Genomic DNA, 12,832 nt, shown 5'->3' with positions numbered 1-12,832 from the left:
AAAACACATAACAAAAATGAAAACCATATTAATCACAGGAAGTACAGACGGTATAGGAAAACTTACTGCTCTTAAACTAGCTAAAGAAGGCCATGAAGTATATATTCATGGTAGAAGCAAAGCTAAAGTAGACAGTGTTATTGCCGAAATTAAAAACGCTTCAAACAACGAAAATATAAAAGGATTTGTTGCCGATTTTTCAGATTTAAATGCTGTAAAACAACTAGCAGCACAAATTAAAAATGAAGTATCAAGTTTAGATATTTTAATAAACAATGCAGGAATACTTAAAACATCTTTGGAGAAAACAAAAGACGGATTAGATATTAGAATGTCTGTTAATTATTTAGCGCCTTATATTTTAACGGAATCTATTGTATCTATTTTAGAAAAAGGATCAGAAACAAGAATTGTCAATTTAAGTTCTGCTGCACAATCAACAGTTAAAAAAGGGATTCTTACAGGAGCTGTTTCTATTAATGCAAGCGATGCTTATGCACAAAGTAAATTGGCATTAACCATGTGGAGTTTTCATTTTGCAAAACAGCACCCTAATATGACCACAATTGCTGTTAATCCTGGTTCTTTATTGAATACTAAAATGGCTAAAGAAGCTTATGGACAACATTGGTCTCCAGCAGAAAAAGGTGTAGATATTCTTTATGATTTAGCCATGTCTGAGGCAAATAAAAACGAGTCAGGCAAGTATTTTGATAATGATAAAGGTGCCTTTAGTAATGCACATCCTGATGCTTATGATGATAGTAAAGTTGAAGAATTATTAAGTATTACCCAAAGTATCATATAAGTTTATTTAATTCGGTATAGAAAAGGTAGCCTATTGGTTGCCTTTTCTTATTTCTATTCCTCAAATAAAAATTCCCCTTTTGTTTCTGCCGCATGTAATCCCCAATCAACAATTAGGTTTAGAATTGGAACTAATGTTTGTCCAAACTCTGTAAGTGTATATTCTACTTTTAAAGGTGGTTTTTTAGTAAACACTTTTCTGTTTACCATACCATCCGCTTCTAATTGTTTTAACTGTAAACTCAACGTGCGCTCAGTAATACCAGGAATTTCTTTACGTAACTCATTGTAGCGTTTTTTGTCGCCTATTAAATGGGTTAGTATAACACTCTTCCATTTTCCACCAATCAATTCCATTGCAGCGCTCGTTGGGCAGTAAGATATTTTATCGTTGATTTTAATTTTTGGTTTCTTTTCAAACAGTTCTTTTCTGTCCATTTCTTAAATATTAAATATCTGACAAAGATATAAAGCTTTACTATAGTATGCAACTATACTTTTTATAGTAAAATATCATGTATTTAAATATATGATATTCAGTCAATTAAGAATTATTTTGTATACTATACTTCTTGACCGTTATTGACACGTATCAACTCTATATCTATATTTGTACTATAATTTTGATAGTATTAATAATCAACAAGTTAAATAAATCATAAAATGAATCTAACAGAAATATTAAACAACCGCTACTCAGCAAAAGAATTTGATGCAACTAAGAAAATATCAGATGCAGATTTTCAACAAATAAAAGATGTACTGCGTTTAAGTCCTTCTAGTGTAAATCTACAGCCTTGGCATTTTTTAATTGCAGATACTCAAGAAGGTAAAGAACGAATAGCAAAAGGGACACAAGGATTTTTCAAATTCAACACACCAAAAGTCTTAGACGCATCTCACGTAATTGTTATCGCAGCTCGCACAGATGCAGATGATGATTATATGAACAGCATTCTTGAACAAGAAGACCAAGATGGTCGTTTTGCAGCACAAGAGTTTAAAGATCAAATGCACGGTGGTCGTATGCTATTTGCAAACATTCACCGCTATGACCTTAAAGATTTACCACACTGGATGGAAAAGCAAGTGTATTTAAATATGGGGGCACTCTTATTAGGTGCAGCTGCCTTAGGTATTGATGCTTGCCCAATGGAAGGTGTAGATGTAAAAGCCTTAGATGAAGAATTTAGCTTACGCGAAAAAGGCTTCACCACTCTAGCAGTTGTGTCTTTAGGTTATAGAAAAGTCAGTGACTTTAATGCAAAATTACCAAAGTCAAGGTTTCCTGAAGAAACAGTTATTACTCAGTTATAATCAAATTTAAACCACTAGAAATTATGAAGAAGCTTTTAAAAATTATTGGTGGAATTACTGGATTATTAGTGATTGCTGTAGCAGTCATATACTTCTTTTTCCCAAAGGTTCTTGTAAACCAAACAAATACCAGTTATGCTCGTGCTGCCGGTCTTGAGAAAAAAACGATTGAAATAAATGGCTACACTGTTCATTTCTATGAAAGTGAAGGAGAAGATGATAAGCCAGACTTTGTTCTTGTTCACGGTATGGGAGATGATAAAAGTAGTTTTTTACAAACTGCTAAATTTTTATCAGAAGACTATCATTTAATTCTACCCGATTTGGCTGGACACGGCGATAATGAAAGAAAAGAAGGACTTGATTATTCAATAGACGGTCAAGCAACTTTTCTGAAGTCCTTTTTAGAAAAACTTGGTGTAAATCAATTTAGCCTTGTAGGTAACTCAATGGGCGGACATACTGCTGCAGCATACGCTATTAAATATCCTAATGATCTTAGCAATCTGATTTTACTAGATGCTGCGGGTATTAAAATAGATGACCACGTGGTGTACAGCGGTTTTGGTAAAGAAATTGAGAATAAAGAAGAGCTGAATGCTGTGCTTTCACGAGTGTTCTACAAAGTACCAGATCTACCAGGTCCTATAGCAGATTATATGATTGAAACGGTTAACAACAGCAAAGATTTTGTTGACGGCTCTTTAATTCCTGCAATTAAAAACGGAAAATATTTCAATCTTAAAGATGATGTACAAATTATAAAAGTACCCACATTAGTCTTGCAAGGTAGACACGATGAAGTGGTAAAGTTTAATGTGGCAGAGTACTACAGAGACCATATCCCCAATGCGAAGTTAGTCGTTATTGAAAACGCATCGCACTCTCCACAATTAGAAGTTCCGGAAGAAGTAGCCAATGATATTAAAAAATTCATTTCTAAAACTAAATATATTATGAAAACAAACACAAAACTTATTCACGCAGCTATCGTACAATATCACCGTTGGTATCTTTTTTATGAACGTGATATTGAAAATAAACAGCGACTAGAAAATCAGTTAGAAATATTAGCAGATGATATAAAAATGAAATCTGCAGCTGGAGAAATGCAAGGCAAAGCGAATTATCCTGAAAGATTAAAAGTTTATAAAGGATGGAAAAATGCGCATCATATTCAAAATATAGTAGTTAATAAATTAGAGAACGGTACTGTTAATTTAGAAGCTGATATTATATATCAAAATTTAAAGTCAGACGGTTCTAATGACAGTTATCCTTTGCATTACAGCACATTTTTAAAAGAGGTTCCTGGTGCGCTTTTACCTGTGTTTACAGAAATTAATATTAACCCTACTGGCGAGATTAAAGATCCAACGTTTGAGGATGCTTATCCAGAAAACCGAATGTTATCTCTTATGCACTACTGGCTCTTAAATATGGAACAGTTAGATGGTAATGTTGCGCCTTTTAAAGAGGTATTAACAGATGGATTTAAACTTAATTTTTCAACAAACAGCGAACCTATTGTTACCATAAACCAATTAGAACAATGGTTAAACGGAACGCCAAAGCAATTGAAGGAAAGCAGTCATTTTCCAGAGAATTTTACAGTAAAAGTAATTTCAGAAAATGAATATGAAGTCCATGTAGATTTTGTTTGGAAAGGGGTAACAAAAGAGGATCAAAAATTAACAGCAACTACTTCTCACCATTGGATTGTAAAGGATAATCCAAACGACCGATTTGCAAAAATAAAAGAGGTTACAATCATTCAAAAAGTACCACTTACCCCATTAAAATAAAAGGTGCTTCAATTCTAAAGAACATTATTATGAAAAGTACAATAGTAAAATTTACTGCAAAACCAGAACATAAAGACACGTTTGCAGCAACGCTTAAAGAAGTACAAGCGGCAACCCAAAAAGAGGCTGGTAATAAAGAGATAAGAGTATTTGTATCTAAAGCAGAAGACAATGTGTTTTTTGTTTACGAACGTTGGGCAGACAAGGCTGCTATTAAATCTCACGATAAAGAGCCACATACCAAAAAGTTAATGGAAGTAGGACAGACCGCCTTACAGTCCGCTCCAGATTTCTACTTTTTAGGCGATACAAATCCACTTCCAAACCATTCTAAATCTGCAAATCCTGAAGATGACGTATTTATTATTTTCTTCATTTTTAAACTAAAAACGGAATTTAGAGAAGCACTTCTTGAACAGTTTGAAGATCACATTACCCACACAAGAAAAGAGGAAGATGGCAACATCCTTTTTGATTTATACACAGTAGATAATCAAGTGGATACCCTAGCAGTTTACGAGCATTGGAGAAAAGAATCTGATGTTTGGGACATTCACTTTAATCAACCTTATGCAGTAAAAACAGGCAAACTAATGGAAGATGCTGTCATTGGTGATTTAAAGCAGTATATGAATTTCGTTAGAGAAATTTAAGAGAATTAAATAATCAACTAAAAAGTACTCTTATGAAAAAAGCAATTCTATTAGTTTCCTTGGCGATTTTAGCAAGCTGCGGAAATCAGGACAAAAAAGAGGTTGTTTCAACGCTAGAAACGCACGATCACGAACACCCACATCCACACAATGTAGATGAAAACGGATTAGCACCACATACGGAAAATACCATTCATCAATACGCGCCAACGGTTGCATTGTTAAATAGTATATATGAAGGTGATTTTACGCCAGAACAAATGGTACAGCAAGGTAATATTGGTATCGGAACCGTTAATCACCTAGCAGGTGAGTTGGTTGCTGTAGATGGTGTGGTATATACTATTGACGCGGAAGGCGGAATTAAAGAGGCTCCAGAAGATTTAGAATCGCCTAATATGACGATGATTAATTTTCAACCTAAAAAAACGGTAACCGTTGAAAACATGACCTCTTATGAAGAACTAAACAAAGAACTTCAAAAATACTCCACTTCTAAAAATAGTTTTTATGCCTACAGAATTAAAGGAGAGTTTGGATATCTAAAAATGGCATCGGCACATAAAGTAGAAAATGAAGATGTTTCTCTATTTGAATATTTAGATACAAGAGTAATGTATACTAGAAAAAATATCAAAGGAACTTTAGTAGGCTTATTTACGCCAGATTATATTGGAAACGTAGTGATACCGGGAATGCACTTTCACTTTTTGTCTGAAGACATAACACTGGGAGGACATTTAGAAGATATCAAGTTTGATAAACTTCAAGTAGAAATTCAAGAAATAAACCAAGTCAATTTGCAGCTTCCTCAAACTGAAAAATTCAGAAACAAAACGTTAAAGCAAGGTGCAGCTCCAAAAGCTACAGCAAAGCAAAACGGAAAATAAGAAGATTATGAAAAAGTACATCATTTTAGTTTTAGCATTGTCTTTCTCTTTTGCAGGTATTGCGCAAAACACAAAAGAAGACAACTATAAAACAGGCGTAAAAATTGTTAATGAGGTTAATGGTGAAGGTGCTGCAAAAGGATTAGAAGCAGCTTTTAAAAGTGTCTCTCCAGATATGGCAGATTATATTATTCGCTATGGTTTTGGAGAAATTTATAACAGAAAAGGCATAGATTTTAAAACCAAAGAATTACTAATAATAGCTAGTCTTACTACACAAGCTAATGCAAAGTCGCAGTTAAAGTCGCATATAAAGGCTGCATTAAATTTAGGGGCTACGCCAAATGAGATTTCTGAAACTATGATTTTGTTAAGCTTGTATACGGGCTTTCCAGCTGCAAATAATGGCATTTTTACTTTAAAGGAAGTTTTAGAAGAAACAAACTATACTGCATCTAATCACATAAATACAACACAGCAATTAGTTAAAAACTGGGAGTTAGATGGTTTTTCTATGCCTGAGTCTATTGTGGCATCACCAACAGAGAATTGGTTATATGTTTCTAACGTAAATCAAAATAACAAAGGGTATATAAGTAGAATTTCAAAGGACGGAAAAGTTGATAATTATAAATGGGTAACAGGTTTAAATTCGCCTGCAGGCTTAGCACTATATCAAGACAAATTATACGTTGGCGATGGTAAGGAGCTACATATTATCAATGTTAAAAATGGAAAAGTCGTAAATAGCATTACTTCTCCAGATGTTGTGTCATTAAATGATGTAGTGGTTTCTAAAAACGGACAGGTTTTTATCTCTGATATAGGAAGTGGTAAAATTTTCACATTAGTAAATAACAAATTAGAGGTTTGGTTTCAATCCCCTGAAATTAAGCATCCAAACGGACTTTATATTCAAAATGAAGACTTGGTTATTGCAAATTTTGGTGAAGAATTGACTTTAGAAATTTCATCAGATAAGTTTGGCAGTCTATATAAAGTTAACCTAAAAGATAAAACGATAACACGGTTTAAAAGCAGTTATCAACTAGGAGCTTTAGACGGTTTAACTGCTGTTAATGATGGTTTTTTAGTAACAGGAGGTACGGTTAGTGATTTGTTTTTTATAAATGAAAATACGCGACAATTAATTGGGAACTTTCCGAAAGGTTTAGCAGATATTACTATAGAAAACAATGTGTTATTTACTCCGGTTCTATTTAGTAATTCAATAGCATCTTACACACTTCCATCAACGATTAGTGAAGCTATACCTGTAGATGAAAATTGGAAAAGAATAAACACAAAAGAAGAATATTTAAAGATAGCTGCCGATAATTTTTATGGTGACAAAGACGGGCAATCTGTTGCTACTCACGACGGACAAATATTAGGAGTTTTTGGAGGTAAAGTTTTGACAGGTACTTGGGATTGGAAGAATAATTTCTTCACCAGAACCAGCAAAATCGGAGATCTGGATTTAGGGTATGATGAACTTGTAATTGAAGTAACCGACACCAAAATGCGCTTAACACTTAAGCAAGGCAAGGGAATGACCGTTGTCTACAATAAAAAATAATTTAAAAATAGAAACACTATGAAAGCAATAGTATTAGAAAAAGCAGGAGGACCAGAAAACCTTCATTTAGCAGAAGTAGCAAAACCAAGCATAAAAGATAACGAGGTATTAGTAGCGGTAAAGGCTATTTCATTAAACCCGGCAGATGTAAAACCAAAGTATCAAGATAAGATGCTGAATATGATGTATGGTGAAAAACGACCTGTTATTTTAGGCTGGGACATAGCAGGAACCGTAACAGAAGTCGGTACTGATGTTACCAATTTTAAAATAGGCGACAATGTCTTTGGTATGGTAAACTTCCCTGGTGTAGGTAACGCTTACGCGGAATTTGTTGCTGCGCCAGAAGCACATTTAGCTATAATGCCAGACAACGTTTCTTTTGAAGAGGCTGCAGCTACAACCTTAGCTGCTCTAACTGCACTGCAAATCTTAGAAGGAAGGATTAATAAAGGTGATAAAGTACTGATACAAGCAGGTTCTGGTGGTGTCGGGCATTTTGCTATCCAAATTGCAAAAGCAATGGGAGCTTTTGTAAATACTACTGCCTCGGCAAAAAACAGTGCATTTGTTACCTCTATTGGAGCAGATAACGCAATTGATTATCATACTGAAAAGTTTGAAGAAATTTTATCTGATATCGACTTTGTATTAGATACGCAAGGTGGTGAAGTATTAGAAAATTCCGTAAAAGTTTTAAAAAGCGGTGGTACAGCTTATACAACAGTAGGTATGGATTTAGATGACTTAAAAGCATCTGCCAAAAAGGAGAACAAAACCGTTTCAGACATTTTAGTACACTCTAGTGCTGAAGATATGAACACCTTAAAAGAAATGTTAGAAAACGGTAGCATTAAACCAAACATTTACAAAACGTTTGCTTTTGAAGATATGGCTAATGCACATACCGAAGTTGAAAAAGGAAGAACAGTGGGTAAAGTAATCGTGACACTTTAGTAACAATGCTCGGCGCTATAATAGAACACTTTTAAATAAGTAGCGTTTCCGGCGGGAACCTAATGATTACAATCTAAACATTAAAAAAGGGCTTGTAAAAAATTGCAAACCTATTAGAATTAATAAGAAGTTTAATATCCGCCATTCTGATTTGAACTAAATTTTAAATCGATAGCGTCAAGATAAACCGTGGTTTAGCTCTAATTTTACAAGTGTAAGCCAATAATGGTTTATTTAACTTAAAAAAGCAAATAAAATGACGAACGCGATAGAAGACAAATTAAAAGGAAACTGGAATATTGCTAAAGGTAAACTAAAGCAAAAATGGGGAGATTTAACCGATGATGATTTAGATTATCAAGAAGGTAAGGAAGATGAATTAGTTGGGAAAATCCAGAAAAAAACCGGAGAATCTAAGGAAAAAGTAAATGATTTTTTAGAAAGTTTAAAATTCTAACATTTCACATAAGTATTAAATTAAAAAAATCTCAGATATTGAGATTTTTTTTGTGCCCTAATTAAGTTAGAATAAAATTAATAGTTACGTTAGAATAAGAAATGCTGAGATTAATTTTTTAATTAATCTCAGCATTTCTTATATTAAACCAATTCGTAAAATAAATATTAAAAATAAATTAAAATTGATTTGGTGAAACAGAAGGAATTCAAGTTCTTTCTAGATTCAAATTTTCGCATTAAATGGATAACCTAATTACCTTCGCAATAACCGTATTTACTGGTTTTTTTGCTATTACTAACCCTATTTCAAACATGACTGTTTTTGTGTCCTTAACGCAAGGTGCGCATAAACAGACCAAAGATGCCATCAATAAAAAGGCAAATATCATTGCTTTTATAATTGTAGTGGTATTTATTCTTTTAGGAAAATATATTTTTGAACTATTCAATATTAGTATTCCTGCCTTTAAAATTACAGGTGGAATTTTAATATTTTTTATAGGTTTCGAGATGTTACAATCTAAGCAATCTAATGTAAAGAGTTTGAACGATGTACATATTGAAGAAGATATTGCAGTTTCTCCATTAGCAATACCTATTTTGGCTGGCCCAGGGACTATAGTTACCGCAATGAATTTTGTATCAAACGCTGCACCATTACAAATGTTTTTGGTAATTGTTATTTTTGGGTCTATGAGCTTAATAACATATTTCACCTTTAAATTAAGCGACCATATCGTTAAGTTTGTTGGATATAATGTAATATCCGTAATTGGAAAAATAATGGGATTAATTATTGCTATTATCGGTACAGGTATGATAATACAAGGTATTAAAATTTCTTTCGATTTAATATCCAATTAACTCTTTAAACTAAATGCTGCTCAGCAATTAATTAATAGCTCTATGAAAAAAATATTAATTCTGTTTTCACATCCAAAGTTCGAAAAATCTAGAGCAAATACAATACTTGTAGAACATATAAAAAATAAGGAAAATGTTACTTTTCATGATTTATATGAGCGGTACCCTGATTTTCATATTGATGTAGAGGTCGAAAAAGAATTACTAAAGCAACACGATGTCATTATTTGGCATCATCCATTTTACTGGTATAGCTGTCCGCCTTTAATGAAACAATGGATTGATATGGTTTTAGAATTTGGCTGGGCTTACGGTCCAAACACCAATGCTCTAGAATCTAAAATTTGCTTAAATGTAATCACAACTGGCGGGTCTAGAGAATTGTATTGCGCACAGGGCACTAATAGCTTTACTGTTAATCAATTTTTGAGACCTTTTGAGCAAACGGCTCATTTGTGTGGCATGACGTATTTTCCGCCTTTTACTGTAATGGGAACACATAATTTAGATCATGACGCTTTAACCAGTCATGCTAAGCAATATAGTCATTTAATCGATTTATTACAGCAAGATTATACCTTAGGCGATTTTAATGGATGTGCATTTTTGAATGATATACCAGAACTAAATAACTCTTAAATATTATGACAGGAAGTATACTTTTTGAAGCCATTGTATTTCTGGCAGGTGCCATTATCTGTGTATCTATAGCAAAGCGTTTAGGGTTAAGTTCGGTTATAGGCTATTTGTTGGCCGGTGTTTTAATTGGTCCTTATGTTTTTGGTTTTATAGGAAAGGAAGGTGAAGATATTTTACATTTTGCTGAGTTTGGAGTTGTGGTCATGTTATTTTTAATAGGCTTAGAGATAGAACCTAAAAACTTTTGGAATATGCGTAAAACCATTGTGGGAATGGGTGGTATTCAGGTAGGTGGCACCATGTTACTTTCTTATATATTCTTTACAATTTTGGGCTTTGATTGGAAAGTCGCTCTAGTAATTTCGATGGCCGTTGCCTTATCTTCTACAGCAATTGCTATGCAAACTATTAAAGAAAAAGGTTTAATGGATACTACTTTTGGTTCCTCATCATTTTCTATTTTACTATTTCAAGATATTATTGTTATTTTCATGTTGGGTTTTATTCCTTTACTATCTAATACAAATAATAGTGCTTCTTCAGAGAATCAAAGTGCGCATACCAATTTATTAGATAATTTACCGTTGGGTATACAAACTTTAGCCATTATTTTATCGGTAGTTGTAATTATAGTTGCTGGTCGCTATTTAATAGTGCCAATGCTTCGGAAAGTGGCAAAAACAGGAGTAAGAGAACTACTAATAGCCGCTGCTTTTTTAATTGTTTTTGGCATTTCGCTATTAATGGAGTTTGTTGGTTTAAGTCCCGCCTTAGGTGCGTTTTTAGGCGGTGTTGTATTATCCAACAGTGAGTTTAAACACGAACTAGAAAGCACACTAGAACCTTTTAAAAACTTAATGCTTGGCTTATTTTTTATGGCTGTTGGAGCATCAATTAATTTTATTGTCATAGCTAATAGTCCTTTAAAAATCGGAGGTATGTTAATAGCAATAATCATCTTGAAAGCGGTTGTTTTGCATATTACGGGGCGTGTATTTAAATTAAAATTAGATCAAAATCTATTGCTTACCTTTAGTTTGGCGCAAATTGGCGAATTTGCCTTTGTATTACTGTCTTTCGCCTCTGGTCTTAATATATTAGAACAAGACCAAATGGATATTATGTTAGTAATAACGGCACTTAGCATGTCTTTAACACCAATAATAGGTATTGTTAATGAACGTTTTATACTACCAAAAACAGGAACAAAAGAGTCTGTTAAAAGACCTATGGATCATATTGCAAAGTCTCAGAAAATTATATTGGTAGGTTTTGGTCATTTCGGAAGTACCATTGGTCGTTTTTTACGTTCGCATGGCGTAGAGGCTACCATTTTAGACCACGATTCTAACCGTGTCGATTTTCTTCGTAAAATGGGCTTTGACGTTTATTATGGAGATGCTACGCGGCTAGATTTATTGGAATCTGCAGGTATCGCAGAAGCTAAAATTCTTATCTGTGCTACCAATAAAATTAATGTTTCAAAGGCAATTGGTAAAATAATTAAGGAGAAATATCCGCATGTAGAATTCATGATTCGTACCAAAAATAGATATGATGCTTATGAATTGCTTAACCTTGGTAATGAAAATATTTATAGAGAATCTTTAGAAACATCCTTAACTTTAGCTAAAGATGTTTTAAGCAAAATGGGCTTTAGAAAGTATACGTTAAATAGGCAAGTACAAAACTTTATTAAATATGATGAAAATAGTTTAAGACGTTTAGCCACTGAACCTAAACGAGAAGATGATTATATATTTAAAGTCAGAAAAGAACTAGAACAACAAGAGAAATTTTTAAATGAAGATTTTAAGAGAGGTATTGTAAGTTATGATAATCATTGGGATAGTGAACATATTAGAAAAACTTTAGAAAAATCTAAGACTAAACCTAATGGAAAATAGAAACATTCCACATATTGCATTTAATTCTCCAAAACCCAATAATAGTGGTATTGAAATACTTCCTCTTGAAAGTCTTGCTAAACGCAAAAATGACGTAAATCACAGTCCTGAAAAAGCCCACCAAGTGGCGTTTAACATGATTGTTTATTATACACATGGAAATAGTAAACATTTAGTAGATTTTGTTTGGCATTCCGTTAAAAATAACACCATCATTCACTTATCAAAAGGACAGATTAATGCCTTTCAATTTACCAAGGGGTTAAAAGGATATATTCTTCTTTTTACAGAAGATTTTTTAAAAAAACAAATTAATTCATTACCGAAAAATGAAATTATTAGACTGTTCAATTCTCATCTTTTTTCTCCAATTATTCAAGTCCCTACAGATTCTAATGTACTTAAATATTTCGAATTGTTATATCAAGAGTACACATCTTTGAATGAAGACTACAACCAAGAAAACACATATAAATCAATACATTCTATCATTTTCTCTAAGTTAGAACGTTTAAAACAGTACCAAACTTTTCATTTAAAATATTCTGATAAATTAAACACTTTTTTAAATTTTAAATCACTTCTAGAAGCCAATTATAAAACAAGTAGAAATGCCGATTTTTATGCCGATAAACTAAACATTACTTACAAGCATTTAAATACAATTTGTAAAGATACAGTGGCATTAACAGCGAAGCAATTTATAGATGCTTTTGTAATTTTAGAAGCAAAGCGATTACTTATAAATTCCGAAATAAAAAGTACTGAACTGGCTTATTCTTTAGGTTTTGAAGAATCTACCAATTTTGTAAAATACTTCAAAAAACATACAGGGTTCACCCCGAATTCTTTCAAAAAAAGCTACATCTAGAGCTATAGGTTCGTTATTTACCTTTTTTGTGTCAATATTCATCTTTAGTTAACCCTATTGATGGTGTAATTTTGTTCCCGTACT

Annotated in this window: 13 protein-coding genes; 12 read left to right on the top strand and 1 reads right to left on the bottom strand. The window is 32.9% G+C overall.

Translation table 11 applies throughout. From position 1 onward, the window contains the following. Positions 1-16: 16 nt before the first annotated feature. The gene (locus ACJJV4_RS01735) at positions 17-808 is read left to right on the top strand and encodes an SDR family NAD(P)-dependent oxidoreductase (RefSeq protein WP_405291486.1); all 792 of its coding nucleotides are present in this window, start codon (positions 17-19) and stop codon (positions 806-808) included. A gap of 53 nt (positions 809-861) precedes the next feature. Here the strand turns inward: ACJJV4_RS01735 and ACJJV4_RS01730 are convergent, their stop codons facing one another. Next, a complete protein-coding gene (locus ACJJV4_RS01730) occupies positions 862-1,245 on the bottom strand; it encodes a helix-turn-helix domain-containing protein (RefSeq protein ID WP_218736208.1) in 384 nt (127 codons plus the stop codon). A gap of 225 nt (positions 1,246-1,470) precedes the next feature. Between ACJJV4_RS01730 and nfsB the strand changes: the two genes are divergently transcribed. From nfsB to ACJJV4_RS01675, 11 genes are all read left to right on the top strand, one after another. Then, positions 1,471-2,124, top strand: a complete 654-nt coding sequence (nfsB, locus tag ACJJV4_RS01725; protein ID WP_405291484.1) for an oxygen-insensitive NAD(P)H nitroreductase — start codon at positions 1,471-1,473, stop codon at positions 2,122-2,124. Between the two features lie 23 nt (positions 2,125-2,147). Then, entirely contained in the window at positions 2,148-3,929 is a 1,782-nt protein-coding gene (locus ACJJV4_RS01720; RefSeq protein WP_405291482.1) for an alpha/beta fold hydrolase, read from the top strand. Positions 3,930-3,958: 29 nt separating this feature from the next. Continuing rightward, on the top strand, positions 3,959-4,582 hold the full coding sequence (locus tag ACJJV4_RS01715; protein ID WP_405291480.1) for a putative quinol monooxygenase: 624 nt from the start codon (positions 3,959-3,961) through the stop codon (positions 4,580-4,582). Positions 4,583-4,614: 32 nt separating this feature from the next. Then, the gene (budA, locus tag ACJJV4_RS01710) at positions 4,615-5,472 is read left to right on the top strand and encodes an acetolactate decarboxylase (protein WP_405291478.1); all 858 of its coding nucleotides are present in this window, start codon (positions 4,615-4,617) and stop codon (positions 5,470-5,472) included. 7 nt (positions 5,473-5,479) lie between these two features. Beyond that, positions 5,480-7,051, top strand: coding sequence for a carboxymuconolactone decarboxylase family protein (locus ACJJV4_RS01705; RefSeq protein ID WP_405291476.1), 1,572 nt, complete (start codon positions 5,480-5,482; stop codon positions 7,049-7,051). An 18-nt stretch (positions 7,052-7,069) separates the two neighbouring features. Next, positions 7,070-8,008: an NADP-dependent oxidoreductase gene (locus tag ACJJV4_RS01700; RefSeq protein WP_405291474.1), complete on the top strand. Its 939-nt coding sequence runs from the start codon at positions 7,070-7,072 to the stop codon at positions 8,006-8,008. A 256-nt stretch (positions 8,009-8,264) separates the two neighbouring features. Next, complete coding sequence (locus ACJJV4_RS01695; RefSeq protein ID WP_405291472.1) at positions 8,265-8,465, top strand: CsbD family protein; 201 nt, start codon at positions 8,265-8,267, stop codon at positions 8,463-8,465. A 242-nt stretch (positions 8,466-8,707) separates the two neighbouring features. Beyond that, entirely contained in the window at positions 8,708-9,331 is a 624-nt protein-coding gene (locus ACJJV4_RS01690) for a MarC family protein (protein ID WP_405291470.1), read from the top strand. 42 nt (positions 9,332-9,373) lie between these two features. Continuing rightward, a complete protein-coding gene (locus ACJJV4_RS01685; protein WP_405291468.1) occupies positions 9,374-9,970 on the top strand; it encodes an NAD(P)H-dependent oxidoreductase in 597 nt (198 codons plus the stop codon). 5 nt (positions 9,971-9,975) lie between these two features. Beyond that, a complete protein-coding gene (locus tag ACJJV4_RS01680) occupies positions 9,976-11,877 on the top strand; it encodes a monovalent cation:proton antiporter-2 (CPA2) family protein (protein ID WP_405291466.1) in 1,902 nt (633 codons plus the stop codon). Next, positions 11,867-12,748, top strand: coding sequence for a helix-turn-helix domain-containing protein (locus ACJJV4_RS01675; RefSeq protein ID WP_405291464.1), 882 nt, complete (start codon positions 11,867-11,869; stop codon positions 12,746-12,748). Before ACJJV4_RS01680 ends, ACJJV4_RS01675 begins: the two co-directional genes overlap by 11 nt. Positions 12,749-12,832: the final 84 nt, after the last annotated feature.

This window comes from Algibacter sp. Ld11, assembly GCF_045066735.1.
Taxonomy (GTDB): domain Bacteria; phylum Bacteroidota; class Bacteroidia; order Flavobacteriales; family Flavobacteriaceae; genus Algibacter.
This window is presented reverse-complemented; position numbering and strand designations above follow the sequence as displayed.

Coding starts and splice junctions, on each gene's coding strand:
- ACJJV4_RS01680 (WP_405291466.1), top strand. CDS start 9,976: ATGACAGGAAGTATACTTTTTGAAGCCATTGTATTTCTGGCAGGTGCC.
- ACJJV4_RS01685 (WP_405291468.1), top strand. CDS start 9,374: ATGAAAAAAATATTAATTCTGTTTTCACATCCAAAGTTCGAAAAATCT.
- ACJJV4_RS01690 (WP_405291470.1), top strand. CDS start 8,708: ATGGATAACCTAATTACCTTCGCAATAACCGTATTTACTGGTTTTTTT.
- ACJJV4_RS01730 (WP_218736208.1), bottom strand. CDS start 1,245: ATGGACAGAAAAGAACTGTTTGAAAAGAAACCAAAAATTAAAATCAAC.
- ACJJV4_RS01720 (WP_405291482.1), top strand. CDS start 2,148: ATGAAGAAGCTTTTAAAAATTATTGGTGGAATTACTGGATTATTAGTG.
- ACJJV4_RS01715 (WP_405291480.1), top strand. CDS start 3,959: ATGAAAAGTACAATAGTAAAATTTACTGCAAAACCAGAACATAAAGAC.
- ACJJV4_RS01735 (WP_405291486.1), top strand. CDS start 17: ATGAAAACCATATTAATCACAGGAAGTACAGACGGTATAGGAAAACTT.
- ACJJV4_RS01700 (WP_405291474.1), top strand. CDS start 7,070: ATGAAAGCAATAGTATTAGAAAAAGCAGGAGGACCAGAAAACCTTCAT.
- ACJJV4_RS01695 (WP_405291472.1), top strand. CDS start 8,265: ATGACGAACGCGATAGAAGACAAATTAAAAGGAAACTGGAATATTGCT.
- ACJJV4_RS01675 (WP_405291464.1), top strand. CDS start 11,867: ATGGAAAATAGAAACATTCCACATATTGCATTTAATTCTCCAAAACCC.
- ACJJV4_RS01705 (WP_405291476.1), top strand. CDS start 5,480: ATGAAAAAGTACATCATTTTAGTTTTAGCATTGTCTTTCTCTTTTGCA.
- nfsB (WP_405291484.1), top strand. CDS start 1,471: ATGAATCTAACAGAAATATTAAACAACCGCTACTCAGCAAAAGAATTT.
- budA (WP_405291478.1), top strand. CDS start 4,615: ATGAAAAAAGCAATTCTATTAGTTTCCTTGGCGATTTTAGCAAGCTGC.